The organism is Achromobacter sp. KK8 (genome assembly GCF_054188005.1).
In genome coordinates this window covers 6,313,044-6,339,254 of sequence record NZ_CM135178.1, presented here as the reverse complement: position 1 = coordinate 6,339,254, position 26,211 = coordinate 6,313,044, and the positions used below count along the sequence as shown (strand labels likewise).

At 67.0% G+C, this 26,211-nt stretch carries 27 protein-coding genes and 1 tRNA gene; 23 read left to right on the top strand and 5 right to left on the bottom strand.

The features are described 5' to 3' along the window. Positions 1–24 precede the first annotated feature (24 nt). The 10 genes from ACVN9Z_RS29175 (at position 25) to ACVN9Z_RS29130 (ending at position 8,080) form a co-directional block, all read left to right on the top strand. Positions 25–1,293 carry an adenosylmethionine--8-amino-7-oxononanoate transaminase gene (locus ACVN9Z_RS29175; protein ID WP_054438735.1) on the top strand — a complete coding sequence of 423 codons (1,269 nt, stop codon included), beginning with the start codon at positions 25–27 and terminating at the stop codon, positions 1,291–1,293. An 89-nt stretch (positions 1,294–1,382) separates the two neighbouring features. Beyond that, positions 1,383–2,357, top strand: a complete 975-nt coding sequence (locus ACVN9Z_RS29170; protein ID WP_006387525.1) for a P-type ATPase — start codon at positions 1,383–1,385, stop codon at positions 2,355–2,357. After that, positions 2,354–2,515 (top strand): cbb3-type cytochrome oxidase assembly protein CcoS, encoded by a 162-nt coding sequence (gene ccoS / locus ACVN9Z_RS29165; RefSeq protein WP_047991554.1) that lies wholly within the window; start codon positions 2,354–2,356, stop codon positions 2,513–2,515. The genes ACVN9Z_RS29170 and ccoS overlap by 4 nt, the downstream gene beginning before the upstream one ends. Before the next feature lie 147 nt (positions 2,516–2,662). Continuing rightward, positions 2,663–4,147: a cytochrome-c oxidase, cbb3-type subunit I gene (ccoN, locus tag ACVN9Z_RS29160; RefSeq protein ID WP_006387527.1), complete on the top strand. Its 1,485-nt coding sequence runs from the start codon at positions 2,663–2,665 to the stop codon at positions 4,145–4,147. A 10-nt stretch (positions 4,148–4,157) separates the two neighbouring features. After that, positions 4,158–4,883 carry a cytochrome-c oxidase, cbb3-type subunit II gene (gene ccoO / locus ACVN9Z_RS29155; RefSeq protein ID WP_020929012.1) on the top strand — a complete coding sequence of 242 codons (726 nt, stop codon included), beginning with the start codon at positions 4,158–4,160 and terminating at the stop codon, positions 4,881–4,883. Then, complete coding sequence (locus ACVN9Z_RS29150; RefSeq protein ID WP_026382338.1) at positions 4,883–5,059, top strand: cbb3-type cytochrome oxidase subunit 3; 177 nt, start codon at positions 4,883–4,885, stop codon at positions 5,057–5,059. Before ccoO ends, ACVN9Z_RS29150 begins: the two co-directional genes overlap by 1 nt. After that, the gene (gene ccoP / locus ACVN9Z_RS29145) at positions 5,056–6,006 is read left to right on the top strand and encodes a cytochrome-c oxidase, cbb3-type subunit III (protein WP_006387530.1); all 951 of its coding nucleotides are present in this window, start codon (positions 5,056–5,058) and stop codon (positions 6,004–6,006) included. The genes ACVN9Z_RS29150 and ccoP overlap by 4 nt, the downstream gene beginning before the upstream one ends. Positions 6,007–6,074: 68 nt before the next feature. Further along, the gene (gene ccoG / locus ACVN9Z_RS29140; RefSeq protein ID WP_058207469.1) at positions 6,075–7,565 is read left to right on the top strand and encodes a cytochrome c oxidase accessory protein CcoG; all 1,491 of its coding nucleotides are present in this window, start codon (positions 6,075–6,077) and stop codon (positions 7,563–7,565) included. 22 nt (positions 7,566–7,587) lie between these two features. After that, positions 7,588–7,824 (top strand): FixH family protein, encoded by a 237-nt coding sequence (locus ACVN9Z_RS29135; RefSeq protein WP_020929008.1) that lies wholly within the window; start codon positions 7,588–7,590, stop codon positions 7,822–7,824. Between the two features lie 19 nt (positions 7,825–7,843). After that, positions 7,844–8,080, top strand: coding sequence for a hypothetical protein (locus tag ACVN9Z_RS29130; RefSeq protein WP_054440926.1), 237 nt, complete (start codon positions 7,844–7,846; stop codon positions 8,078–8,080). Positions 8,081–8,517: 437 nt separating this feature from the next. Here ACVN9Z_RS29130 and ACVN9Z_RS29125 read toward each other — a convergent pair whose 3' ends face one another. After that, positions 8,518–9,444: a LysR family transcriptional regulator gene (locus ACVN9Z_RS29125; RefSeq protein WP_054499772.1), complete on the bottom strand. Its 927-nt coding sequence runs from the start codon at positions 9,442–9,444 to the stop codon at positions 8,518–8,520. Positions 9,445–9,564: 120 nt separating this feature from the next. Between ACVN9Z_RS29125 and ACVN9Z_RS29120 the strand changes: the two genes are divergently transcribed. The 4 genes from ACVN9Z_RS29120 to ACVN9Z_RS29105 are packed head-to-tail and all read left to right on the top strand — an operon-like array spanning position 9,565 to position 13,761. Then, positions 9,565–10,539, top strand: a complete 975-nt coding sequence (locus tag ACVN9Z_RS29120; protein WP_458212953.1) for a Bug family tripartite tricarboxylate transporter substrate binding protein — start codon at positions 9,565–9,567, stop codon at positions 10,537–10,539. A 7-nt stretch (positions 10,540–10,546) separates the two neighbouring features. Next, entirely contained in the window at positions 10,547–11,590 is a 1,044-nt protein-coding gene (locus ACVN9Z_RS29115; RefSeq protein WP_053500911.1) for a 4-hydroxythreonine-4-phosphate dehydrogenase PdxA, read from the top strand. 57 nt (positions 11,591–11,647) lie between these two features. Then, the gene (locus tag ACVN9Z_RS29110; protein WP_006387537.1) at positions 11,648–12,820 is read left to right on the top strand and encodes an L-rhamnonate dehydratase; all 1,173 of its coding nucleotides are present in this window, start codon (positions 11,648–11,650) and stop codon (positions 12,818–12,820) included. Between the two features lie 5 nt (positions 12,821–12,825). Next, entirely contained in the window at positions 12,826–13,761 is a 936-nt protein-coding gene (locus tag ACVN9Z_RS29105; protein WP_200221712.1) for a dihydrodipicolinate synthase family protein, read from the top strand. Positions 13,762–13,788: 27 nt separating this feature from the next. On the opposite strand, the gene ACVN9Z_RS29100 is transcribed toward ACVN9Z_RS29105, so the two are convergent. Together ACVN9Z_RS29100 and amaB are read right to left on the bottom strand one after the other, a co-directional pair. After that, positions 13,789–15,072 carry a phospholipase A gene (locus tag ACVN9Z_RS29100; RefSeq protein WP_035199989.1) on the bottom strand — a complete coding sequence of 428 codons (1,284 nt, stop codon included), beginning with the start codon at positions 15,070–15,072 and terminating at the stop codon, positions 13,789–13,791. 245 nt (positions 15,073–15,317) lie between these two features. Continuing rightward, entirely contained in the window at positions 15,318–16,820 is a 1,503-nt protein-coding gene (amaB, locus tag ACVN9Z_RS29095; protein WP_458212952.1) for an L-piperidine-6-carboxylate dehydrogenase, read from the bottom strand. 124 nt (positions 16,821–16,944) lie between these two features. On the opposite strand from amaB, the gene ACVN9Z_RS29090 reads away from it, so the two are divergent. From ACVN9Z_RS29090 to ACVN9Z_RS29060, 7 genes are all read left to right on the top strand, one after another. Further along, complete coding sequence (locus ACVN9Z_RS29090; RefSeq protein ID WP_006387541.1) at positions 16,945–17,700, top strand: amino acid ABC transporter ATP-binding protein; 756 nt, start codon at positions 16,945–16,947, stop codon at positions 17,698–17,700. 235 nt (positions 17,701–17,935) lie between these two features. After that, entirely contained in the window at positions 17,936–18,727 is a 792-nt protein-coding gene (locus ACVN9Z_RS29085) for an ABC transporter substrate-binding protein (RefSeq protein ID WP_024069953.1), read from the top strand. A 37-nt stretch (positions 18,728–18,764) separates the two neighbouring features. After that, positions 18,765–19,457, top strand: a complete 693-nt coding sequence (locus ACVN9Z_RS29080; RefSeq protein ID WP_006387543.1) for an amino acid ABC transporter permease — start codon at positions 18,765–18,767, stop codon at positions 19,455–19,457. A 2-nt stretch (positions 19,458–19,459) separates the two neighbouring features. Then, positions 19,460–20,149 carry an amino acid ABC transporter permease gene (locus ACVN9Z_RS29075; RefSeq protein WP_006387544.1) on the top strand — a complete coding sequence of 230 codons (690 nt, stop codon included), beginning with the start codon at positions 19,460–19,462 and terminating at the stop codon, positions 20,147–20,149. A 9-nt stretch (positions 20,150–20,158) separates the two neighbouring features. Beyond that, on the top strand, positions 20,159–21,451 hold the full coding sequence (locus tag ACVN9Z_RS29070; RefSeq protein ID WP_058207631.1) for an NAD(P)/FAD-dependent oxidoreductase: 1,293 nt from the start codon (positions 20,159–20,161) through the stop codon (positions 21,449–21,451). Positions 21,452–21,463: 12 nt separating this feature from the next. Then, the gene (locus ACVN9Z_RS29065; RefSeq protein ID WP_006387546.1) at positions 21,464–22,048 is read left to right on the top strand and encodes a helix-turn-helix domain-containing protein; all 585 of its coding nucleotides are present in this window, start codon (positions 21,464–21,466) and stop codon (positions 22,046–22,048) included. Between the two features lie 108 nt (positions 22,049–22,156). After that, positions 22,157–22,233, top strand: a tRNA-Arg gene (locus ACVN9Z_RS29060). Between the two features lie 95 nt (positions 22,234–22,328). Here ACVN9Z_RS29060 and ACVN9Z_RS29055 read toward each other — a convergent pair. Beyond that, positions 22,329–22,772, bottom strand: a complete 444-nt coding sequence (locus ACVN9Z_RS29055) for a GNAT family N-acetyltransferase (RefSeq protein ID WP_158070860.1) — start codon at positions 22,770–22,772, stop codon at positions 22,329–22,331. 153 nt (positions 22,773–22,925) lie between these two features. On the opposite strand from ACVN9Z_RS29055, the gene ACVN9Z_RS29050 reads away from it, so the two are divergent. Beyond that, positions 22,926–23,813, top strand: coding sequence for a manganese catalase family protein (locus ACVN9Z_RS29050; RefSeq protein WP_020928996.1), 888 nt, complete (start codon positions 22,926–22,928; stop codon positions 23,811–23,813). A gap of 134 nt (positions 23,814–23,947) precedes the next feature. On the opposite strand, the gene ACVN9Z_RS29045 is transcribed toward ACVN9Z_RS29050, so the two are convergent. Next, a complete protein-coding gene (locus tag ACVN9Z_RS29045; protein WP_131727912.1) occupies positions 23,948–25,408 on the bottom strand; it encodes a sensor domain-containing diguanylate cyclase in 1,461 nt (486 codons plus the stop codon). Positions 25,409–25,953: 545 nt separating this feature from the next. Between ACVN9Z_RS29045 and ACVN9Z_RS29040 the strand changes: the two genes are divergently transcribed. Next, positions 25,954–26,205 (top strand): hypothetical protein, encoded by a 252-nt coding sequence (locus ACVN9Z_RS29040; protein ID WP_006387550.1) that lies wholly within the window; start codon positions 25,954–25,956, stop codon positions 26,203–26,205. Positions 26,206–26,211 lie beyond the last annotated feature (6 nt).

Here is a 26,211-nt window from a genome sequence, read left to right as displayed (position 1 = left end):
GAGCCATTGTAGTGGAGGTGAAACATGCAGACCCCTGACTGGATGGCGCGGGGCCAGCGGCATATCTGGCTGCCGTACGCCCAGATGAAGACGGCCACGCCGCCGCTGCCGGTGGTGCGCAGCCATGGCAGCCGCCTGGAGCTGGCCGACGGTCGCCAATTGATCGACGGCGTGGCGTCCTGGTGGACCGCCTGCCACGGCTACAACCATCCGCACATCGCCCGGGCGCTGCGCGAGCAGCTGGACGCCATGCCGCACGTCATGTTCGGCGGCCTGACCCACGAGCCCGCGCTGACCCTGGCCCGGCGCCTGGCCGGCCTGCTGGGGCCGGGGCTGGACCGGGTGTTCTATACGGATTCCGGCTCGGTGGCGGTGGAAGTGGCCATGAAGATGGCGGTGCAGTTCTGGCTCAACCAGGGCGAACGCGGCCGCAGCCGCTTCCTGGCGTTCCGTGGCGGCTACCACGGGGACACCCTGGGCACCATGGCGGTATGCGATCCGGACGAGGGCATGCACAGCCTGTTCCGCGGCATGCTGGCCGAGCACGACATCGTCGACCTGCCGCGCGACGATGCCGCCATGGCGCGCCTGGACGCTTTCCTGGAAACCCGCGGGCCGCAACTGGCCGGCATCCTGGTCGAGCCGCTGGTGCAGGGCGCCGGCGGCATGCTGCTGCACGAGCCGCAGGTGCTGCGGCGCTTGCGCCGGCTGGCCGACCGCCATGGCCTGCTGCTGATCTTCGACGAGATCTTCACCGGCTTCGGCCGCACCGGCACGATGTTCGCGTTCGAGCAGGCCGGCGCGCGTCCCGACATCATCACGCTGTCCAAGGCCCTGACCGGCGGCACCTTGCCGCTAGCGGCCACCGTGGCCAGCAGCCGGGTATTCGACGCCTTCTGGTCGGACGATCCGTCCCATGCCCTGATGCACGGCCCCACCTTCATGGGCAACGCGATGGCCTGCGCCGCCGCCAATGCCTCGCTCGACCTGTTCGAAAGCGAGCCGCGGCTGGCCCAGGCGCAGGCGCTGTCGGTTGCGCTGGCGCGGGGCCTGGCGCCATGCCGCGAGTTGCCGTGGGTGCGCGACGTGCGGGTGCTGGGCGCGATCGGCGTGGTCGAGCTGGATCGCATCGAGGACCGCGAAGCCCTGAAACGGCGCCTGGTCGAGGCCGGGGTCTGGGTGCGGCCGTTCGGCAACGTGGTCTACCTGACGCCGGCCCTGACCATCGCGGCGGACGAACTGGATACCTTGATGCGGGCGGTGGTGGCGGTGTTGCGCGCGCAACGGCCCTGAGCCGGCGGCCGGCCGCGCGCGGGCAAACCGTCCGAGGCGGCTTGATCCAGGTCAAGGCGCGCCCCGGTGGCGCTGGGTAGCATCGGCGCATGCGAGCAAAATCCATTTTCGCCGTTCCCCCGACCCTGCCCGACGCCGACCGCCAGCAGCGCCGGCACGCGCTGGTGCGCCTGTCGCTGGCGTGGCTGGCGATGATGCAGGTGATGATGTTCGCCTGGCCGGGCTACCTGCGCCATGACGGCATCCCCAGGGACGCCCTGGAAACGCTGGACTGGGCCATCGTGCTGATGAACTGGGCCAGCCTGGCCCTGACCGTGCCGGTGGTGCTGTATTCGGCCTGGCCGATCTGGCGCCACGCCGGCGCCAACTTGCGCCAGGGCCGCGCCGGCATGGACGTGCCGGTGGCGCTGGGCATCGTCGCCGCCTTCGTCCCCAGCGTGCATGCCACCTATACGGGCCGCGGCGAGGTGTATTTCGATTCGGTCACCATGTTCGTCGCCTTCCTGCTGACGGCGCGCTACCTGGAACTGTGCGCCCGGCAGTCTTTCGGCGGCTCGACGGGCGGCCAACGGCATGCCCGGGTCGAGGCGCAGCGCCTGCTGCTGGGCGCCGGCGCCGACCGGCTGGCCTCGCGCTTCGTCATGGCGCAGGTGGCGCTGGCGCTGGGGGCGGCGGCCGCCTGGGCCTATATCGATCCGGCCCACAGCCTTCCCGTCATGGTCGCGCTGCTGGTGATGAGCTGTCCCTGCGCCATGTCGATGGCGGTGCCCACCGCCATGGCGTCGGCCCATTCGGCGCTGGCGGCCCATCCGTCAATGCCCGACGCGGCACTGGACGCGTTGCTGGCCCAGGCGCAGCGCAAGGCGCGCCAGAACCTGCATGGTTCCCTGGTCTGGCACCTGCTGATGACGCCGCTGGCGCTGGTCGGCTGGGTCACGCCCTGGCTGGCGGCGATCACCATGCTGGTGTCGTCGCTGGCGGTTGCCTACAACTCGTGGCGGCTGTCGCGGCGCGACTGGTCCGGCCGCGCGGCGCCCGGCGGCGCGCTGGAAGCCGCGCCATGACCATCCTCTATCTTCTCCTGCCCCTGTCCCTGCTGTTCGTGCTGGTCATCGGCGTGTCGTTGTGGTGGGCCGTTTTCAATGGCCAATATGACGATACCGACAACGCCGGCGCCGCCATCCTGCGCGACGACGACGGCGGCCAGGCCTCGCGGGACTGACGGCCGCCGTGCCCTGGACGTTGCGCGGCCGCTGCGGGTTCCCCTGCACGACCAGTAGGGTTTGATTCACATCAACCCCGGATCGTGTCCGACCCCCCATCATTGAAACCTGGAGCTACTTGTTTCTTTTTGTTTGGGGGAAGGGTGATGAACGATTGCGCCGCAATCGCAAGCAAGGCCGACACCTTCAACTATCGGATCGTGAGGCAGTTCGCGCTCATGACCGTGGTCTGGGGCATCGTCGGCATGGCTGTGGGCGTTTTTCTCGCCGCGCAGCTGGTTTGGCCTCAGTTGAATTTCGACACCGCCTGGCTCAGCTACGGCCGCCTGCGCCCGCTGCACACCAACGCCGTGATCTTCGCCTTCGGCGGCAGCGCGCTGTTCGCGACCTCGTACTACGTGGTCCAGCGCACCTGTCAGACCCGCATTTTCTGTGACCGGCTGGCCGCGTTCACCTTCTGGGGCTGGCAGGCGGTCATCGTCGCGGCCGCCATCACCTTGCCGCTGGGCTACACCAGCAGCAAGGAATACGCCGAACTCGAATGGCCCATCGACATCCTGATCACGCTGGTCTGGGTGGCCTACGCCATCGTGTTCTTCGGCACCATCATCAAGCGTCGGTCCAAGCACATCTACGTGGCCAACTGGTTCTTCGGCTCGTACATCCTGACCATCGCCATCCTGCACATCTTCAACAACATCGAGATGCCGGTGACGCTGTGGAAGTCGTACTCCGCCTATTCGGGGGTACAGGACGCCATGGTGCAGTGGTGGTACGGCCACAACGCGGTGGGCTTCTTCCTGACCACCAGCTTCCTGGGCATGATGTACTACTTCGTGCCCAAGCAGGCCGGCCGCCCCATCTATTCGTATCGCCTGTCGATCGTCCACTTCTGGGCGCTGGCCTTCACCTACATGTGGGCCGGTCCGCACCACCTGCTGTACACCTCGCTGCCCGACTGGACCCAGTCGCTGGGCATGACGTTCTCGCTGATCCTGCTGGCGCCGTCGTGGGGCGGCATGATCAACGGCATCATGACGCTGCAGGGTGCCTGGTACAAGCTGCGCACCGATCCGATCCTGAAGTTCATGGTGACGGCGCTGTCGTTCTACGGCATGTCCACGTTCGAAGGCTCGATGATGTCGATCCGCACCGTGAACGCGCTGTCGCACTACACCGACTGGACCATCGGCCACGTGCACTCGGGCGCGCTGGGCTGGGTCGCGATGATCTCGTTCGGCTCGCTCTACTACCTGATCCCGCGCCTGTATGGCCGCGAAAAGATGTACAGCGTCAAGGCCATCGAACTGCACTTCTGGATCGCCACCATCGGCGTGGTGCTGTACATCGCCGCGATGTGGATCGCCGGGGTGCAGCAGGGCCTGATGTGGCGCGACACGGCAGCCGACGGCACGCTGGTGTACAGCTTCGTCGAAGAGCTCAAGACGCGCCTGCCGTATTACCTGATCCGGCTGCTGGGCGGCACGCTGTTCCTGTCGGGTGTCTTTGTCATGGCGTGGAACGTGTGGAAGACGGTGAGCGGCGCGCAAGCGATCAATCCCCCCATTCCGCAAGACGATCCCCACGCCGCCCGCACGCCGGCCATCGCCGCCGCGCCGGCCACTGTTTGACGAGGACATCATGGCCAACAAGCAACAAGGCTTTTTCTCCCACCAGACGCTCGAAAAGAACATCGGCTGGATGATCATCGCCAGCATCCTGGTGGTGTCGTTCGCCGGCCTGGTGCAGATCGTGCCGCTGTTTTTCCAGCACAGCACCACGCAGCCGGTGGCGGGGGTCGAACCTTACAGCCCGCTGCGCCTGATGGGGCGCGACGTCTACATCCGCGAAGGCTGTGTCGGCTGCCACTCGCAGCAGGTGCGCCTGCTGGCGGCCGAAGTGCAGCGCTACGGTTCGTATTCGCTGGCCTCGGAGTCGGTGTTCGACCATCCGTTCCTGTGGGGCTCCAAGCGCACCGGCCCGGACCTGGCGCGCGTGGGCGAACGCTATTCCGACGACTGGCATCGCATCCACCTGCGCGATCCGCGCAAGGTGGTGCCCGAGTCCAACATGCCGGCCTATCCGTGGCTGGAAAAGACGGTGATCACCGGCCAGAACGTCGAGCAGCGCATGCGCGCGCTGCGCGCCCTGGGCGTGCCGTACACCGACGAAGAGATCGCCGCCGCGCCCAAGGCCATCGAAGGCAAGACCGAAGAGGACGCGCTGGTGGCCTATCTGCAAGGGCTGGGCGTGGGCGTGCGCAAGGCGCAGCAGGCCAAAAAGGCGGAAGAGGCCAGGAAGGCCGAAGAAGCCCGAAAGGCGGCGCAGCCCGCCGCCGCCGCGCAACCCGCGGCCACGGGAGGCTGATCATGGCTTATTTAAGCGCAATCGTCACCGCCATCTCGATGGCAACCTTTTTCGGCATTGTCTGGTGGGCCTGCTCGCGCGGCCGCCAGGGCGCCAACAGCGAATCGGCGATGCTGCCGTTCGCGCTGCCCGATGAATTCGGGCCGGTACAACAAGATGGAGCGGATCGGTCATGAGCGATTTCGTCAATGGCTTCTGGGGGTATTTCATCTCGATCGTCGCGGTCGGCGGCGTGGTGTGGTGCGTGTGGCTGCTGTATACGCAGCGTCGTTGGCTCAAGACCAAGCCGGCCAATGGCCAGGTGGAAGACACCGGCCACGTCTGGGATGGCGACCTGACCGAACTGAACAATCCGGTGCCTGGCTGGTGGACCTGGATGTACCTGCTGGCCTGCGCGTTCGCGCTGGGTTACCTGTTCTTCATGCCGGGCCTGGGTTCGTACAAGGGCCAGCTGGGCTACAGCAGCGCCAACGAGGTGGCGCAGCAGCAGGCCAAAATGGCCGAGGCCGTGCGCCCGATCTACGCGCGTTTCGAGACCATGACGGTGCCGCAGATCGCCGCGGATCCGGGCGCCCGGGAAATCGGCCAGCGCCTGTTTCTGAACACCTGCTCGCAGTGCCACGGTTCCGACGCCAAGGGCGGCCCCAGCTTTCCCAATCTGACCGACACGGACTGGCTGCATGGCGGCTCGCCCGAAGCCATCATGCAGACCATCACCAATGGCCGCATCGGCGTGATGCCGCCCTGGAAGGCCGCCATCGATCCCAAGACCGCCGGTGACATCGCCCAGTACGTGCGTTCGCTGTCGGGACTGACGGCCGATCCGGTGCGGGTGTTCCGCGGCCAGCGCGAGTTCGCCAACTTCTGCGTCGCCTGTCACGGTGTCGACGGCAAGGGCAACCAGGCCCTGGGCGCGCCCAACCTGACGGACGACGTCTGGCTGTATGGCAGCTCGGAAGCCACCATCGTCAAGACGATCCTGGATGGTCGCGAGAACCGCATGCCGGCGCACGGCGACATCCTGACCCCGGAACAGATCAAGATCCTGACGGCCTGGGTCTGGGGCCTGTCGAACAAGCCCGACGCGCAAGCGCAGCCGGCCACGACCGCTGCGGCCAAGTAGGCGGCGCATAGGTGGGGCGCCGCGACGGCGGCCCCCATACCACATGGACTTACAGCACGGAGCAGCAAATGGATGATGGGTCAACCGCAAGCGTCAGCAGCTCGCCTGGCGGCGACCCGCCACCCTGGCGGCCGCACGTGCGGCCGCCCCGGCCCGGCCAGGAGACGCTGGAGCAGACCCTGGCCGGCGTGCGCAGCAAGATCTATCCGCGCTCGGTCAGCGGCATCTTCGCGCGCTGGCGCATCGCCTTCGTCTTTCTCACGCAGCTGATCTTCTACGGCCTGCCCTGGCTGCAATGGAACGGCCGCCAGGCCGTGCTGTTCGACCTGGGCGCGCGCAAGTTCTACCTGTTCGGCCTGGTGCTGTGGCCCCAGGACGTGGTCTACCTGGCGGTGCTGCTGGTGATCTCGGCGCTGGCGCTGTTCCTGTTCACCGCGGTGGCCGGCCGGTTGTTCTGCGGCTACGCCTGTCCGCAGACGGTCTACACCGAGATCTTCATGTGGATCGAGCGCAAGGTCGAAGGCGACCGCGTCGCCCGCATCCGCCTGGACGAGTCGCCCTGGACCTGGCGCAAGGCGCGCCTGAAGGTCACCAAGCACTTCCTGTGGATCGCGCTGGCCTGGTGGACCGGCTCGACCTTCATCGGCTACTTCGCGCCGATCCGCGAACTGGGTCACGAGCTGTTCGCGCTGCAGCTGGGGCCGTGGCAATGGTTCTGGATGCTGTTCTACGGTTTCGCCACCTGGGGCAATGCCGGCTTCATGCGCGAGTCGGTGTGCAAATACATGTGCCCGTACGCGCGCTTCCAGAGCGTGATGGTCGACCCCGACACCTTCGTGGTGACCTACGACAAGCGCCGCGGCGATCCGCGCGGCGGCCGCTCGCGCAAGGTCGACCACAAGGCCGCGGGGCTGGGCGACTGCGTCGATTGCAGCCTGTGCGTGCAGGTGTGCCCGACCGGCATCGACATCCGCGACGGGCTGCAATACATGTGCATCGGCTGCGGCGCCTGTATCGACGCCTGCGAGCAGGTGATGGACAAGATGCAGTACCCGTCCGGGCTGATCCGCTACACCTCGGAGCGGGCGATGCTGGAAGGGCTGTCGACCCAGAGCGCGCGCTCGCACCTGCTGCGCCCGCGCGTGCTGATCTACGGCACGCTGATCCTGGGGCTGGCGGTGGCATTCGTGGTGTCGCTGACGCTGCGCAACCCGCTGCGGGTGGACGTGATCCGCGATCGCGGCGTGCTGGGGCGCGAGGTGGCCGGCGGCATGATCGAGAACGTGTATCGGCTGCAGATCATCAACACCTCGGACTCGCCGCTGCGTTTACGGCTGTCGGCCGACGGCATGCCCGGACTGGCGGTGCGCGCCGGGCAGGGCGAGTCGGACGTGGTGGATGTCGAGGCGGCGGCCAACAAGCTGGTGCCGATGGTGATCCGCGCGCCGGCCGGGGCCGAGCCGGGCGCGCACCCGATCACGCTGCGGGCCCGCGCCCACGATCAAGAGAACCGGCCGGTCGAAACCGACGAAGCCGCGAGTTTTTATGTCCCCGAGTGATTCCGAACCAAGGATGCCAACGATGAATACTGTCCATCTTGCCGCGCCGATGCCGGCGAAACCCTGGTACCGCGAGTTCTGGCCGTGGTTCCTGATGGCCGGGCCGTTCCTGGCGGTGATCGGCTGTGCCATCACGATCTACCTGGCCTATACGCAGTTCGGCAACCAGCCGATCCAGGAAGGCGTGGTCAAGCGCGGACTGGTGATCGAGCAGATGGAGCCGCTGCCGACGCCGCCGGCCGCGGTCGGCGTTCGTTGATGATTTCCGGAGGCGCGCCATGGGGTTGAGGTCGTTGATGTGGATACTGTGGCCGTCGTTCCTGGCGGCGGCCGTGGGCAGCGCGATTGTTTTTGCGTTGATCGACCCGTTGGATGTGGCGGTGTTCGGATATGTGCCGACGGGGCGGGTGGGGTTCTATACCGTGTCGTTCTTTCTGTTTTGGGGGATGGCGGGGGCGTCGAGTGCGTTGACGGCTTATTTGATGCCTAAGGTGGAGGAGGATCCGGATCTTTAGGTTCGTTCTTTTTTGGGGGGGCTTCGTGGGAGGCGTGGTTGTGGGCGCGCTTCGTAGGTCGCCCCTCGCGGCGGGCGAGTCGGTGGCGGGCGCCCACGATTGCGGTCCGGAGCGTTCGCTCCGGACTGCCCCGTTGTCATCCTCGTCCTCGCCTTCGGCGACTCCTTCGGATTCCCTCGGGCGCATCGAGGTTGCCCGCCACCGACTCGCCCGCCGCGAGGGGCTGCGAGCGTCTTGGAGCGTCGCGTTGTCAGAACGGTGGGGGCATGGAGAGGTTTGCGGGGCCCGCCCCAGGCCGGCCGCGCGGGCGGCCTTTTGGGGCTTACGCGGTGTCTTGCGTTGGGGCGGTGTTGGGGTGTCGGCGGCTGGTGGGGGCTGAGCTGGGGGCTGCTTGTTTTTGCTCTGCGTGGTGCGCCTTTATCGTGCGTGGTGCGTCCTTATCCCGCGTCGTGCAGCAGGTCCACGAAGTGCCTGGCGGGCGCGCTTAGCGGGCGGTCCTTGGGGATGATGCTGCCGAAGGCGGTCAGGGTGTGCTGGAGTTGGTAGGGGATGATGGCGAGCAGGCCGTGGCGGGCGTAGCGGCTGGCGACGGAGTCGGGGATGACCCCCAGCATGTCGGACTTCATGGCCAGGTTGGTGGTGGTGAGGATCGAGGCGGACTCGATCAGGCCCTTGGGCAGGGGCGTGTCGTGGGCGCGGAATTCCTGTTCCAGGACGTCGCGCATGGGACTGCCGTGGGGTTGCAGGATCCAGGGGTAGGCCTGCAGCGCGTCGAAGGTGATGCGCTTGCGGCGTGTCAGGGGGTGATCGACCGCGGCGATGACGGAGAGGGCCTCGTCGCCGATGGGGCGGAAGACGTAATGGCGTTCGGACAGGGTCAGCATGCGGCCGATGACGACGTCGAGCCTGCCCTCGTTCAGCCGTTCGATCAGCAGGTCGCTGGTGCCGGTGGAGATCTCCACGGCCAGTAGCGGGTAGGTCTGCTTCAGGCGCAGCAGGGCGTCGGTCAGGTGGCCCGGCGAGGCGGCCATGATGCTGCCGATGAACAGTTTGCCGGCGCTGCCCAGGCGCAGTTCTTCCAGTTCCCGCGCCAGCGATGACACCGTGCCGCGCATGCCGCGGAAATACTCCATCACGCATTCCCCGGCGGCGGTCAGCGCCAGGCCGCGGCCGACGCGCTCGAACAGCGCTTGGCCGATGGCCAGTTCCAGTTCGTGCAGCATCTTGCTGGCGGCGGACTGCGTCATGTTGAGCTGGGTGGCGGCGGCCCGCAGGGTGCCGCGTTCTTCGATGGCCAACAGCAGCACGATCTGCCGCATGCGCAGCCGCGAGAGCAGCGCGGGGACGTTCGGGACGCGTTCCATGATTGATCGCCTGTAGTGAACAGTTGGTGCAAAAGTTTCATTTTACGGAAACAGCGGTTGTTTCTAAGATGCAGGCATAACAAAGCCCGCTACGGGCCATAAGCCCCCAAGGAGACAACCATGAAGACTCGGCTTTATGCCGCATTGGCGGCGGGCGTGCTGTGCCTGTCCGCCGCCGTATCCGCCCAGGCGCAGAGCGCCGACTGGCCGGCCCGGCCGCTGCGCCTGCTGGTGGGCTCGGCCCCCGGCGGCGGCACCGACGCCATGGCGCGCGCCGTGGCCGACAAGCTCGGGCCGATGCTCAAGCAGACCGTGGTGGTGGAGAACAAGCCGGGCGCGTCCAACACGCTGGCGGCGGACCTGGCGGCCAAGTCGGGCGACGGCCACACCATGGTGATGGGCGTGTCCACCGCGCATGCGATCGCGCCGCACCTGCTCAAGCTGGGCTACGACAACGACCGCGACCTGACCCCGGTGGTGTTCGTGGGTGCGGTGCCGAACATCCTGGTGGTCAACAACCAGTTGCCGGCCAAGTCGGTGCAGGATCTCATCGCGCTGCTCAAGCGCAAGCCGGGTGAATACAACTTCGCCAGCAGCGGTTCGGGCAGCACCCAGCACATCGCCGCCGAACTGTTCAAGGACGCCACCGGCGTGCAGATGACCCATATTCCCTATCGCGGCAGCGGCCCGGCCATGGTCGACCTGATGGGCGGCCAGGTGCAGATCGCCTTCGAGACCGCGTCGTCCGTCATTCCGCACATCAAGAGCGGCAAGGTGCGCGCGCTGGCGGTGCTGAGTGCCAAGCGCAATCCGCAGCTGCCCGATGTGCCGACCATGGCCGAAGCCGGCGTCAGCGGCGTCGAGATGAGCGCCTGGTACGGCATCTACATGCCCGGCAACACGCCGGCGGCGGTGCAGCGGCGCGTGCATGACTCGGTCAATGCGGTGCTGGCCATGCCCGAGACCCAGACGCGCCTGCAGGCCATCGGCGCCGACATCAGCCCCATGAGCCAGGCGCAGTTCGCGCAGTTCCACCAGACCGAGAACCAGCGCTACGCCGCCATCATCAAGAAGAACCATATTTCCGTGGAATGAACGCAGCATGAGCATCGAAAGCAACCCCGCCGCCAAGCCCGTCATTGCCCTGACGCTGGGCGACCCCGCCGGCATCGGCCCCGAACTGATCGCGCGCCTGCTGGCGCGGCCCGAGGCGGCGCAGCTGGCCAACATCGTGCTGGTGGGCGATGAATGGCTGTGGCGCGAGGGCCAGCGGGTGGCGGGCGTGCAGGTGGCGACGCAGGCGGTGGACGGCTTCGCCGCGGTGCGGGCGCGGCCGGATACCCGCGCGCCGGCGTGGCTGGCGATGGATACCGTGCGGCGCGAGGATGTCAACCTGGGGCAGGCGCAGGCCCCTGGCGGCGCCTCGGTGCTGCGCGTGCTGGACGCCTGCATGGACGCGGCGCTGGCCGGCCATATCGACGCCATCTGCTTCGCGCCGCTGAACAAGCACGCGATGAAGCAGGGCGGCCTGCGCCACGACGACGAACTGCACCACTTCGCGCAGTACCTGGGCGTGACCGGCTACTTCTGCGAATTCAACACGCTGGGCGAGCTGTGGACCTCGCGCGTGTCCTCGCACATTCCGCTCAAGGACGCCGCCGCCGCGCTCAGCATCGACGGCATCAAGGCCGCCACGCGGCTGATCTACCAGTCGCTGCAGGCCAACGGCGTGGCCGCGCCGCGGGTGGCGGTGGCGGCGTTCAATCCGCATGGCGGCGACGGCGGCACCTGCGGGCGCGAAGAGGTCGACATCATCGCCCCGGCCGTGCGCCAGTTGAACCAGGAAGGGCTGCCGGTGCAGGGCCCGTTCCCCGCCGACACCATCTTCCTGAAGGCGCAGGCGGGCGAGTTCCAGGCCATCGTCACCATGTACCACGACCAGGGCCAGATCGCGATCAAGCTGCTGGGCTTTTCGCGCGGGGTGACGGTGCAGGGCGGCCTGCCGATCCCGATCACCACGCCGGCCCACGGCACCGCCTACGACATTGCCGGCCAGGGACGCGCCAGCGTCGACGCTACCTGGCAGGCCTTCCGCATCGCCTGCCGCATGGGCCTGTCGCATCGCGCCGCGCGCGCGGCGGCCTGAGGCGGCCGTTCTTTCCCGTTCATCGCATCGTTCGACCTCGTTTCGCAGGAACCCCCCATGAAGATCAAATCCGTCCGCGCCCGCGTCTTTGAATGGACCGGCAAGACCGTGCCGCCGCAAGGCAACTTCTGCTCCAACGCCATGGACCTGCTGTATTCGCCGCAGGAAACCATGAGCACCTTCCGCTTCCACGGCTGGACCGTGGTCGAGGTCGAGACCGATGACGGCATCGTCGGCCTGGGCAACGTGGCGCTGGCGCCGCGCGTGGCCAAGGCCATCATCGACCAGTACCTGGCGCCGCTGGTGATCGGCCAGGACCCCTGGGACTACGAGTACCTGTGGCAGCGCATGTACCGCGCCACCCACGCCTGGGGCCGCAAGGGCGTGACCATGGCGGCGATCTCGGGCGTGGACCTGGCGATCTGGGACATCCTGGGCAAATCGGTCGGCAAGCCGGTCTTCAAGCTGCTGGGCGGACGCACCAAGGAGAAGATTCCGGTCTATTACTCCAAGCTGTACCGCACCGACCTGAAGGCCATGCAGGAAGAGGCCCAGACCTATCTGGACCAGGGTTTCACGGCGTTCAAGATGCGCTTCGGCTACGGCCCGGCGCACCTGCAGCGCGGCGTGGCGGAGAACCTGAAATCGGTCGAGGCGGTGCGCGAGGTGATCGGCTACGACACCGACCTGATGCTCGAATGCTACATGGGCTGGAACCTGGAGTACGCCAAGCGCATGCTGCCCAAGCTGGAGAAGTTCGAGCCGCGCTGGCTGGAAGAACCGGTGATCGCCGACGACATCGACGGCTATGCGGAGCTGAACCAGCTGACGTCCATCCCCATCTCGGGCGGCGAGCACGAGTTCTCGCTGTATGGCTTCAAGCAGCTGCTGGACCGCAAGGCGGTGTCGGTGGTGCAGTACGATACCAACCGCGTCGGCGGCATCACCGCCGCGCACAAGATCAACGCCCTGTGCGAGGCCTACAGCGTGCCGGTCATCCCGCACGCCGGCCAGATGCACAACTACCACCTGACCATGAGCACGCTGGCCTCGCCCATGAGCGAGTATTTCCCGATGTTCGACGTGGAAGTGGGCAACGAGCTGTTCTACTACATCTTCGACGGCGAGCCGGTGGCCAGGGAAGGCTTCATCGACCTGGACGACAACAAGCCGGGGCTGGGCCTGAGCCTGAAGACCGAATACCTGAAAGACTTCAACATCATCGAGTGAGCGCCATGACCACGACGACTGTGCCGGCGCCGCGCTATCGCGGCATTTTTCCGGTGGTGCCCACCATCTTCACCGAGTCGGGCGAGCTGGACCTGCCGGGCCAGAAGCGCGCGGCCGATTTCATGATCGACTGCGGCGTCGACGGCCTGTGCATCCTGGCCAACTTCTCCGAGCAGTTCTCGCTGTCGGACGACGAGCGCGAAGTGCTGACGCGCACCTTGCTGGAACACGTGGCCGGCCGGGTGCCGGTGATCGTCACCACCACGCACTACGGCACCCAGGTGTGCGCGGCGCGCAGCCGCCGGGCGCAGGCGCAGGGCGCGGCCATGGTGATGATCATGCCGCCGTACCACGGGGCCACCCTCCGCGTTGCCGAGGAACAGGTGGTCGGCTTCTTCCAGCGGGTGTCGGACGCCATCGACATCCCCATCATGATCCAGGACGCGCCGGTGGCCGGCACGCCGCTGCCCGCCGCGTTGCTGGCGCGCATGGCGCGCGACATCGCCCAGGTGTCGTACTTCAAGATCGAGACCGCCGGCGCGGCCACCAAGCTGCGCGACCTGATCGCGCTGGGCGGCGCGGCGGTGGAAGGGCCGTGGGACGGCGAAGAGGCCATCACGCTGCTGCCGGACCTGGATGCCGGCGCCACCGGGTCCATGACGGGTGGCGGCTTCGCCGACGGCATCCGGCCGATCATCGAGGCGCACCGAGCAGGCCGCGCCGACGAGGCCTACCGCCTGTACGAACGCTGGCTGCCGCTGATCAACTACGAGAACCGCCAGGGCGGCATCCTGACCGCCAAGGCGTTGATGAAGGCGGGCGGCGTGATCGCCTGCGACGCGCCGCGCCATCCATTTCCGGCCATGCGGCCGGAAGTGCGGCGGGGCCTGCTGGAGGTGGCGCGGCGGCTGGATCCGCTGGTGCTGCGCTGGGGGCGCTAGGACGCCAGGCCGACGCCGGCCTGCGCGTCAAGGCACCAGCGACAGGCCGATGCGGAACTGCGATTCGTTGCGCTGGTTGTAGCCCAGCAGCGTTTCGCCGTAGCCGTTGAAGTACTGCAGGTGCAGGTAGCCGTTCATGTTGAGCCAGGTGCGCTGCAGCGGCCAGGCGAAATCGAGCTGCGTGGTGCGGCGGCGCTGGTCGCCCTGGCGGTACATGGCCGAGACCACCGCGCCGTTGTCCTGCGCCCAGCGCAGGTTCCAGTCGACGCGGCCGGCGTAGTCGGCGTAGTCGGAGTTCTCGCTGGCGACGCCGAAATAGGCCTTGACCTTGGGCGCGAAGGTCAGCGTGCTGCCGCCGTCGAAACGGTAGTTGAACTGCGGTTGGATGTAGGCGTCGTTGACCGAGCGCGAGTCGTCGCCGGCCTTGCCGTTGGAGTTGTGTTCGACGCCGGTGTTCAGCCCCAGGCGCCAGCTTTGGCTTTCCGACTGCCACATGTTGTCCGACAGCCAGAACAGGCTGGGGTTGAAGGTGGTGTCGATGAAGGGCATGGAATCGCCCTGCAGATCCCACAGCGAGGTCTGGGTATAGCCCAGGTAGAAGTTCTCGCCCCAGGTCGCGGGCCGGTTGCCGGACGGGCTGAACAGGCGGTACTTGGCGCTGATCTGGAAGCGCGCGGTGGTCTGGCCGCGGGTGCCGATGTCGAAGTACACCGGCTTGTATTCCGAGATCGCGCTGCGGAAATGATCGAAGGCCGATTGCTGGTAGGACGAGACGGCCACGCTGTCCGGCGCCGGGCCGCCTTCGGGCGATGCGCCGGCCGCGGTGACCACGGCAGGCGGCACCGGCTGGCCGGTGCGCGGATCGACCACCGGGACGGGAGCGGGCGTGCTGGCCAGCGTGCCGCTGTCGCGGCCGGTGGCGTCCAGCGCCATCATGGCCGGCTGGCCCTCGATGGAAATGGCCTGCAGGCCGCGGGCGCTGGCGGGCACTTCGGCGCTCCAGGCCATGCGCGCGAAATTGTTGACCGGCACGCTGTAGCTGGCCTTGCCGCCTTGCAGCTTGGCCAGGCTGCGCACGATCTGGCCGTCCTGGCCGCGCCATTGCAGCACCAGTTCGGGCGGCGCCTCCCAAGTGGCGCGGGCGTTGCCTTCGTTGAAGTACACCGCTTCGATGGTGACGGTGTCGCCGGGGGCGGCCGAAGGACGGTCGAGCCGGTAGGACACGCCGGCGGTGGCGGTGCCGGCCAGGCCCAGCGCCAGGGCGGCGACCAGGGTGCGCGGGGGAAGGGCGATGCGTCGGGACGAAGTCATGGGAGGCGGGTGGTATCTGTGACGATGCAATGTAGCATCGGCCCGGCCTACATTTTGTAAGTCGGGCTTATCGGATGTAGGACTTGCAACATGGGCGCGGTAGCGTGGACGCGCCGCCGGCTGTGTCCCGCGTGCCCGCGGGACCCGCTGGCGCGCGGCTGGCGGCCGATATCGGCGCCCCGCAAGGCAGGAGGCCCCGCGCATCAGCGACGATGCGCGGGGCCTCTTGCCCTATGGCTGGCGGCTTACTCGCCGAACTTGATGCCCTGCGCCAGCGGCAGGTTGCGCGAGTAGTTGATGGTGTTGGTGGCGCGGCGCATGTAGTTGCGCCAGGCGTCCGAGCCCGACTCGCGGCCTCCGCCCGTTTCCTTTTCACCGCCGAAGGCGCCGCCGATCTCGGCGCCCGAGGTGCCGATGTTGACGTTGGCGATGCCGCAGTCCGAGCCCGCCGCCGACAGGAAGGTCTCGGCCTCGCGCAGGTCATTGGTGAAGATGGCCGACGACAGGCCTTGCGGCACGCCGTTCTGCAGCGCCAGCGCCTGGTTGAAATCGCTGTAGCGCATCACGTACAGGATCGGCGCGAAGGTCTCGTGGCAGACCACGTCGGTCTGGCCGGGCATTTCGGCGATGGCGGGGCGCACGTACCAGGCGTCCGGGTACTGGTCGGCCAGCACGCGTTCGCCACCCGTGACCTTGCCGCCCTGTTCACCGGCGGCCTTGAGCGCGGCCTGCATGGCGTCGAACGAGGCGCGGTCGATCAGCGGTCCGACCAGGTTCTTGCCGTCCAGCGGGTTGCCGATGGGCGCGCTGGCGTAGGCCTTGTGCAAGCGTTGCAGCAGATCGTCGGCCACGCTTTCGTGCACGATCAGGCGGCGCGTGGTGGTGCAGCGCTGGCCGGCGGTGCCGATGGCGCCGAAGACGATGCCGCGCGCCGCCATGTCGAGGTCGGCGGTGGGGCCGACGATGATGGCGTTGTTGCCGCCCAGTTCCAGCAGCACGCGGCCAAAGCGCTGCGCCACGCGCGGGCCGACCTGGCGGCCCATGCGGGTCGAGCCGGTCGCCGACACCAGCGCCACGGCGTGCGAATCCACCAGCGCCTCGCCGACGTCGCGGCCGCCGATCAGCACTTCCGACAGGCCGGCCGGCGCATCGCCGAAAAGCTGCACCGCCTGCGCGAACAGCGCCTGGCAGGCCAGCGCGGTCAGCGGCGTTTTTTCCGACGGCTTCCAGACCACGGCGTTGCCGCACACCAGCGCCAGCGCGGCGTTCCAGGACCACACCGCCACCGGGAAGTTGAAGGCGCTGATGACGCCCACCACGCCCAGCGGATGCCAGGTTTCCATCATGCGGTGGCCGGGGCGCTCGGAAGCGATGGTCAGGCCGTAAAGCTGGCGCGACAGGCCCACGGCGAAGTCGCAGATGTCGATCATTTCCTGGACCTCGCCTTCGCCCTCGGCCAGGATCTTGCCGGCTTCCAGGCTGACCAGGCGGCCCAGTTCGCGCTTGTGCTGGCGCAGCACTTCGCCGAACAGGCGCAGCAGTTCGCCGCGGCGCGGCGCCGGCACGTCGCGCCAGGCCAGGCTGGCCTGGCGGGCGCGAGTGATGGCCGCGTGGGCCTGCGCCACCGTATGTTCATGGACCTGGGCCAGCTCGGCGCCGTCGATCGGGCTGCGGGCGATCAGCGTGCCGCCGGTCAGGGTCGCGGGGTTGAGGCCGAGTGCGCGCAGGATGTCTTGGGGCGTGTCCATACCGGTTCCTTGGAGATGCCGGCGAAGGCGGGCCTTCGCTTAAGGGTTATGCCTAAGTGGCGATTCTGGAAATAAATTTACTATACGAAACTCCAGCGCGAAATGCGAAACCTTTTTGAAGGCCATGCTCGTGTCCGAACCCCTGCTCGTAGTCGAGGCGGTCACCAAGACCTACCAGCGCGACGGCCAGCCCGATCACCTGGCGCTGGACGGCATCGACTGCCGGCTCGACCGCGGCGAGGTGCTGGTGGTGGTGGGGCCGTCGGGCTCGGGCAAGAGCACCTTCCTGCGCACCCTCAATGGCCTGGAGCGCATCGACAGCGGCACCATCCGCGTCGACGGCGTGTCGCTGACCGACCCGGCCACCGACGTCAACCGCTGGCGCACCGACGTGGGCATGGTGTTCCAGCACTTCAACCTGTTCCAGCACCGCACCGCGCTCGACAATGTGGCGTTGCCGCAGCGCGTGGTGCGCGGCCGCGACCGCGCCCAGGCCGAACGCTACGCGCTTGAATTGCTGGACCGGGTCGGCATGGCCGACTTCGGCCCGCGCTATCCCAGCCAGTTGTCCGGCGGCCAGCAGCAGCGCGTGGCGATCGCCCGCGCCCTGGCGATGGACCCCAAGCTGATGCTGTTCGACGAAGCCACCTCGGCGCTCGACCCCGAGACCGTCGGCGGCATCCTGGAACTGATGCGCGCCCTGGCGCGCGACGGCATGACCATGGCGGTGGTGACGCACGAGATGGGCTTTGCCCGCGACGTGGGCGACCGCGCCCTGTTCATGGACGCCGGCCGCATCGTCGAATCCGGCACTCCGGCCGAGGTCTTCGGCCAGCCGAAAGAGGCGCGCACCCGCGCCTTCCTGGAAAAGATCCTGTAGCGGGACCCGCCGCGCCGTGGCGCCGGGCCCGCATTACCGTTGGTTATTTGCGCATCACGCAGTCTTCGCAGCAAGCAGCACACCGCATCCGCATCAGGCAGCAACCGCATCAGGCAGCAAGCAGTAGGCAGCAGGCAGCAGGCAGCAAGCAGGGCCGGCCCGGCCTGACCGGGCGCCGCCGGCACCAGGTGTACGCCCGGAACGACACACGTCTTTCATCCAGAAGGGGAAGCAAATGCTGAAAATCAAACAATGGCTGGGCGCTGCGGGCGTCGTGCTGGCCGTGGCCGCCATCGCGCAGCCGGCGCGGGCCGACGAGCTGTCGGACATCATCAAGCGCGGCGAGCTGCGGGTGGCGGTGCAGACCTCCGGCCCGCTGATGAGCTTCATGGACAAGAGCGGCAAGCGCACCGGCCTGGCGGTGGAAGTCGCCAAGCGCATGGCCGACGACCTGGGCGTCAAGCTGGTGCTGCAGGACTACGAATGGAAGGGCCTGATCCCGGCGCTGCTGTCCGGCAAGGCCGACATGGTGGCCGCCGACATGACGCCGACGCCGCAGCGCGCCGCCCAGGTGCTGTTCTCGACGCCCATGTTCTACGCCGACACCGTGGCGGTGGTGCCCAAGGACTCGCCCTACAAGTCGTACGCGGAACTGGACAAGGACGGCGTGACCGTCGGCGCGCTGGGCGCCAGCACCTACGCCGAGGTCGGCAAGAAGATGCTGCCCAAGGCCACGCTCAAGGAATTCTCCGGCGGCAGCGCGCCGGTGGGCCAGGCGCTGTCCAGCGGCCGCCTGGACGCCGGCATCATGTCGCTGTCCACCGCCAACCAGTTCCTGGTGGACTTCGGCAACCTGCGGGTGCTGGACGGCGTGATGGTGCGCGAGCCGCTGGCTTTCGCGGTGGCGCCCAATGCGTTCCGGCTCAAGTTCTGGCTCGACAACTGGCAGACGCTCAAGACCGCCGACAACACGCTGCCCGAGCAGATCAAGTACTGGTACTCGACCGACTGGAAAAAAGACCACTGATAGCGCGCATCCGCCACCCTTGACCGACAGGACCTGAATGGACTGGCTCATCGACTACTACAACTGGCGCATCGTCGGCCAGTACACGGGCCAGTTCGCCACGGGCCTGGTCAACACCCTGATCGCGGCCGGCGCCAGCCTGGTGCTGTCGGTGCTCGCCGGCATTCCGCTGGCGCTGGCGCACATGTCGGCGCGGGCCTGGGTCTGGCGGCCGGTGGCGGGCTACGTGCAGTTCATTCGCTCGACGCCGCTGCTGGTGCAGATCTACCTGGTTTACTACGCGGTGCCCATGCTGGTGCCCGGCGCCAAGGGCTGGAGCGAAATGCTGCTGGGCATCCTGGCCATGACACTGCACCACGCCGCCTACATGAGCGAGATCATCCGCGTCGGCATCGAATCCGTCCCGCGCGGGCAGATCGAGGGCGCCAAGGCCTGCGGCATGAATTACCACCAGCGCTTGCGCTACGTGGTGTTGCCGCAGGCTTTCGCCAACACGCTGCCGCCCCTGCTGGGGCAGACCGCCGTGCTGATCAAGGACACCTCGCTGCTGTCGTTGATCACGGTCTTCGAACTGGTGGCCGCGGGCGTGCAGATGAACAGCGAGCGCATCGTGCCCACCGAGAGTTTCCTGACCATCGCGGCCGGCTACCTGCTGATCTACGCGGTGATGCTGCTGCTGTCGCGCGGGGTCAGCCTGTGGCTGGCGGGTCCCGCCTGGAACGCGAGGTGAGCATGCTGGATTCCTACCTGTCCACCGCCGGCGTCGTGCTGCCGTTCCTGCTCAAGGGCTTCTGGGAGACCCTGAAGATCTCGTTCGTGGCGATCATCGCCGGTTCGCTGCTGGGGTTCGTCATCGGCGTGATCCGCAGTTACCGCGTGCGCGGCCTGCACCAGTTGCTCGGGCTGTATATCCATGTGCTGCGCGGCACGCCATTCCTGGTGCAACTCTATATCTTCTACTTCGTGTTGCCCGGCACCGGGATCGCGCTGCTGCATTGGGACTCGGCCACGGCGGCCTTCGTGTCGCTGTCGGTCTACACCTCTTGCTATGTGGCGGAGATCGTTTCCGGCGCCATCCGCGCGGTGCCGCGCGGCCAGACCGAGGGCGCCATGACGCTGGGCCTGCGGCCGTTGCAGATCCTGCGGCTGGTGATCCTGCCGCAGGCCATGCGCCTGATCGTGCAGCCCATGAGCGGGGTGTACGTGATGCTGATCAAGAGCACCGCCATCCTGTCGGTGGTCGGCATCACCGAACTGACGCGCCAGGGCGAAGTGTTCATCATCACCTTCCCGGCGAAGTCGCTGTTCATCTACGGGCTGATCGCGGCCATCTATTTCCTGTATTGCTACCCCTTGCTGCGGCTGGCCACCTGGCTGGAAAAACGCCTGACCGGCGGATTGCAGGGCGCTGGGCTGAACTGAACCAAGACCATGGCCACCGAGTACATCGACACCTACTACAAGCGCACGCTGGGCGAGGCGCAAACCTATTACGCGCCGCTGGCGGGCACGGCAGAGGCCGATGTCTGCGTGGTGGGCGCGGGCCTGGCCGGCCTGTCGACGGCGCTGGAGCTGGCGCGCCGCGGCCGCGCCGTGACGCTGCTGGAGGCGCGCCGCATCGCCTGGGGCGCATCCGGCCGCAACGGCGGCTCGGTGTCGCCGGCGTTCTCGGCCGGCGCCGACGCCATCCGTCGGCACGTCGACGAAGACCACTACCGCCAGCTGTACCGGCTGTCGATGGAAGGCGTGGAGATCATCCGCGACAACATCCGCGACCTGCGCATCGCCGATGCCCACAAGGTCGATGGTCGCCTGCGGGTGGTGCGCTACGAGGCCGCCGAGGCGCTGCGCCGCTATTGCGAGGACCAGCGCCGCGACTTCCAACGCGACGTGCGCCTGCTGGACCGCGCGCAGGTGCGCGAGCGGCTGCTGTCCGACGCCTACTTCCAGGGCATCGAAGACCCTGCGTCATTCCATTTCCATCCGCTCAACTATGCCCGCGCCCTGGCCCGCGAGTGCGCGCGGTTGGGCGTGCGCATCCACGAGGACTCGCCCGTCACGCAGGCGCGCCTGGATGGGGCCGTCAAGCAGCTGCGCACCGCCGCCGGCCAGGTCGACGCGCGCACCGTGGTGCTGGCCACCGGCGGCTACACCGGCGATGTGGTGCCGGCGCTGCGCCGGGCGATGCTGCCGATCGCCACCTACATCATGCTGACCGAACCACTGGGCGACCGGGTGCGCGAGGCCATCCGCACCCAGGCCGCGATCGGCGACGACCGCCGCGCGGGCAACTATTACCGGGTGCTCGATGGCGGGCGCATCGGCTGGGGCAGTAGAATCACCACCCGTGTCGATGACCCGCCCGATCTGGCCGAGTCCCTGCGCCGCGAATTGCTCAGCGTCTATCCCCAGTTGCAGGGGCTGCGCGTCGAGACCGCGTGGTCCGGGCGCATGGCCTACGCGCGGCATCTGATGCCGCAGATCGGCAAGCTGGCGCCCGATGTCTGGTACTGCACGGCCTTTGGCGGCCATGGCATGAACACCACCGCCATCGGCGGCCGTGTCGTGGCCGAAGGGATCACCGGCGACAGCCAGCGCTACCGGCTGTTCGAACCCTTCGGCCTGGCCTGGAACGGCGGCGCGCTGGGCACGGCGGCGGTTCAACTCACATATTGGTCTTACCAGGCGCGCGATTGGTGGCGGGAGCGGCAATCGCGGGCATGACAGGGTGTACAGATGCAAGGCAACAAACAGAGCGTGTTGGCACAACGGCTGCGAGCCCTGCGCCAGGCGCGCGATTGGACGCTCAAGCAGGCGGCGTTGGCCACCGGCGTGTCCGCGTCCACGCTCTCGAAGATCGAGAACGGCCTGCTCTCGCCCACCTATGACAACCTGATCAAGATCGCCGCCGGCCTGGAGCTGGACGTGGCCGAACTGTTCACCGCGTCGGACGCCCACATGGGCACCGGCCGCCGCAGCCTCAGCCGCCAGGGCGAGGGCCGCCAGTACGAAACCCCGTATTACGACCACCGCCTGCTCTGCACCGCGCTGTCGCACAAGCGCATGATGCCGTTCCACACCCGCGTCAAGGCGCGTTCGTTCGATGAATTCCAGGACTGGAGCCGCCACGGCGGCGAGGAATTCGTCTACGTGCTGGAAGGCGAGGTCGAGCTGTACACCGAGTTCTATGAACCGGCGCGACTGAAGGCGGGCGAGAGCTTCTATATAGACAGCCGCATGGGCCACCGCGTGATCAGCCTGAGCAAGCAGGACGCGCTGGTGCTGTGGGTGTCCACCCATGCCGATCTCGGCGAGGAATGATGCGTCGTCCCGCCTGATAAAGCGGGTCGGCTCGCCGCCCGCGCCCCGGCCCGGCCGCAACAGGGTAAAATGCGCCGCCCGGACCCGTTCCGGGCAGCCACACACCGCGCGGCAGTAGCTCAGCTGGATAGAGCACGGGCCTTCTAAGCCTGAGGTCGGGGGTTCGAGCCCCTCCTGCCGCGCCAGGATAAGCTGTGGAATCAAGTGCATACGCGGAATTTCGGGCGGCGGACGCCGCGAATGGCGCGTCCGCGCCGGCACCGCCTGTCATGCCGCGTTGCTAGCCGAGCCGGAGCTCGAGCTGCGGTCTCACGCGTTCAGGGTCTCCTTCTATTGGCGCCGGAACAGCCTTCTTCCGTCTGGCGCCTTGGGCCATGTAAAACCCTTCCGCGTGGGGTTCCGCATCGATCGTCAATATCGTTGCGCCGCGTTTCCTGGCGGTGTCCACCGCATGGGCGAACAATGCGCGACCAAACCCTTGGCCGATCCGCTCTGGGTCGATCCACAGATTGTCCAGCGCCCACGCGCCGTTATCGGCGGCCTCCAGCGTGTAGAAGCCGATAGTGCCGGCGTCGTTTTCAGCGACGATGAACGGACGCGCATCAACCCACGCTTCCTGCGGGGTCAGATCCTCGCGCCATTTTTCGAGTTGCCGCGCCGAGTAACCCCAATGCCCCTTCGCCGCGAGCGCGAGGGAACCCAGATGAGGGATGTCTGAAAGCACGGCAGGGCGAAAGCGCATTGGTGTTGTGAAGGGTTGAAGTTGGCCGGATATAGGGTACCGCAACCCGTGCTGCCATATGCGAACGCTTCGGCATGGCAATTGCTTGCGGGTCCCCCGCCCGGCCAATGACGGCCGGCAAAACGGGAGACGACCATGTTTGCTCACAACAAACGCTTGCAGTACACCGTGCGCGTCGCGCAGACCAACCCGGGGTTGGCCAATCTGCTGCTGGAGCAATTCGGCGGTCCTCAGGGGGAACTGGCGGCGGCGTGTAGATACTTCACGCAGGCACTGGCGGAGGACGACCCGGGGCGAAAGGACATGCTGCTCGATATCGCCACCGAGGAACTGAGTCACCTCGAAGTGATCGGTACGTTGGTGGCCATGCTCAATAAGGGGGCCAAGGGCGTGCTTGCCGAAGCCACCGAATCCGAGGCCGAGATCTACCGGCGCTTGAACGGGCCGGGAAACGATTCGCACGTTACGCAGGTGCTGTTCGGCGGCGGGCCCGCGCTGGTCAACTCCGGCGGGCAGCTTTGGAACGCCGGGTATATCGACACCATCGGCGACCCTTCCGCGGACCTGCGTTCGAACATTGCCGCCGAGGCGCGGGCCAAGATCATCTATGAGCGCCTGATCAACGCTACTGACGACCCGGGCGTCAAGGAAGCGCTGGGTTTCCTGATGACGCGGGAAGTGTCGCACCAGCGCTCGTTCGAGAAGGCGCTTTATTCGATGGAACCGAACTTCCCGCCCGGAAAGCTGCCGGGCGACCCGCGCTTTGCCAACGTCTACTTCAACATGTCGCAGGGCGAGGGTGATACGCGTGGTTCGTGGAACAGTGACGAGAACTTCAACTACGTTTCCGAACGGGATGAGCAATGCGCGATCGACGGGGACGGGCTTGCATCGGTAGGTCTTACCGAGGATGAAACGCAGGCGCTGCAAGCCCTGGTTGCCCGTACCGCGTCGGATCCCGCCGCCGACCCGGTGACGGGCACTGAGCTGGGCGACGGGAGTGCGATGGGCGACCGTACTTGACCGGTGGCGGAGCACCACGTCCCGGCCCCGCTTGAAAACAGGGAGGCCGCCGTCCCGCCAGTACGGCAGGCCGGCGGCATTCGGTATCCGTCATTCGCGCGCGGGCGGGCGCGGACCTCCGGCATGACGGCAGGCTAGTCTTGTGCCGAGCGGCGCAACGCCTGGCCTCGACCCGCATCCTTCGCTGCGTAAAGCGCGGCGTCCGCTTCCGAGAGAAGCGAAGCCAGATCTGACCCATCTGCGGGAAAAATCGAGATGCCGACGGATGCGCCCACAGTCGCCTCTACTCCGGGGTAGGGCCGCGACAATGATCTGATCAAGTTGTTTGCGGCGGATAGCGCAGTCTCCGCATCGCTGTCGTCCATCAAAACAAAGAACTCGTCACCGCCGAAGCGCGCAATGATGTCCGATGCGCGAAACGTGGTCTTCATGCGTTGGGCGACAAACTCCAACACTGCGTCGCCCATCGCATGCCCCTGGGTGTCGTTCACGTCCTTGAAGTGATCAAGGTCGATCGCCAGTATGGCCACTTGCCGGCGCGCGCTTGCCGCGGCCGCCAGGGTTTGGCTGGCCAGCTCTCCGAACAGTACGCGATTGCAAAGTCCTGTGAGCGGATCGTGATACGCCAGCTGTTGCGCTCGCGCCAGCATGCGCGAAGTTTCTGTCAGCGCCGATCCCAGCGCGGCCGTTTCCACAAAGTGCGTCGGCGGGGCAACAAAGGTACCGCCGCGGCCGAGCTCGATGGCCGGTTCAATAAGGGCTGCGATGGATCGTTCGATTGCACGCGCCATCCATACGGCGAGCGCGACGCCAAGGCCAACAAATGCGATCCCGGCCAGAATGACCTTCGCCAGCGACGCGATAAGCTCCTCCAAAAGGAAATTCGCGGGTGCGCCCACGGCCACGGCCCACTTCCCGTCCGAGGTGTGTGTGAAGGCCGTAAAGACCGGCGCGCCTTCCTTCGTTGTGCTTTCCAGCGTGTTTTCGGCCCGATTTTCGATGGCGCGGCGAAGCGACGGAACCGCGGGGTGGCCGATGAATCGAGATTCTTCGCGTGTTCGGCCGGCGATGATGCCTTGTGAATCGAGCAATGCCGCGACCCAGCCTTCGCCAAGCGCCTGGCGACGTAATAGCCTTCCGATGGCTTCGGGGCTGATGCCGGCTTGCAAGCTGTATCGGACTTCGTTGTTTACGATTACGGGTACGCCGATGGCCACGAGATAGCGGTTCGTGGCCCGGGTGTTGAATAAATCGGTTTGCATCAAAGTGCGATCCGAGAACACCCGATCCAGCGCGCCTTGCGGCGCTGAGGCAGGGACTGCCGGGCGGGCGTAATCATGGGCCGTATTCAAGATCTGCATGCGCCGGGCGTCGACAAGCACATAGCTGTCCACGTTCTGCAATTGAGCGATCTGCCGCGCCTTCGCATGAAAACCGCGCAGGTCGCCGCGAGCCAGTTCTTCGGAGGCGGCAAGGACGTTCAGACCCGCGGTCACGCCATGGATCTCCCGCTCCCAGTCAACAGTCATGCTGCGGGCGATAGACACCGTCGCCTGGTAAATCCGCTCCTTGTGAAGGCGATAGTCTTCGTACACCGTTAGCGCGGCGACCAATGTCGCGGGTGCCGAGCATGCCAGGCCGAGCAGGACAAGGGCTTGTCGCAGAGACAACAGTCGTAGGCTGCGGGTAAGAGTCGAGCTTTTTGCGGCCAATTTGCGGTCCGACTGTGTGACGTGGAAATGTAAATCCAGTGTAACAAGCCGCGCGGGTCCCTGTCATGGAGAGGGACGTTCGTAGAAGATCTGTGGCGCTGAGGTGAATGTGCGCTGGCGGCAGCCGCTTGCGCCGTTGCATGGAATTGCTAGTGTCCGCGCATTCCGACATCGTCGGTCACCCTCGCAGAACATCTGGATGAAGCGCGCTCTCTGCCTTGCCCTTGCGTTCACGGCCCTGGCCCTCGTCGCCGCGCCACCGCGTCCGCAGGGCCATTGGGAAACCCGTTGAGGGGAATTCGCCTCCAGCAAGGACGACCTCGTCGGCATGGTCGGCATGGCGATTGCTCACCGCATGGCCATGGCTGCGAGCCGGGCGATGGGCGTCCGGCCGTCGAGCCTGGAGCGCCAAGCGCAAGGAGGTCAGGATGTCCAAGCCGATTTTTCACGCGGAGTCCGAGAGCGAGCAGCACAATGGCCAGCCGCAGGTCGATCGACCCGGGCACGATACGCCCAATCCGGATCCGGACACGGGGTCGGGCTATCCGGCGGGCGGCCAACGGCGCGAACAAGGCAAGGATGCCTATGGCCGTGGCCCGATGCAGCGCCGCCAGGCGGGCTTGCCGCCCGATCCGGAAAGCGGCGCGGGGCGGGACGAGCCGCCCGGTAAATCGCGTTGACCGTCG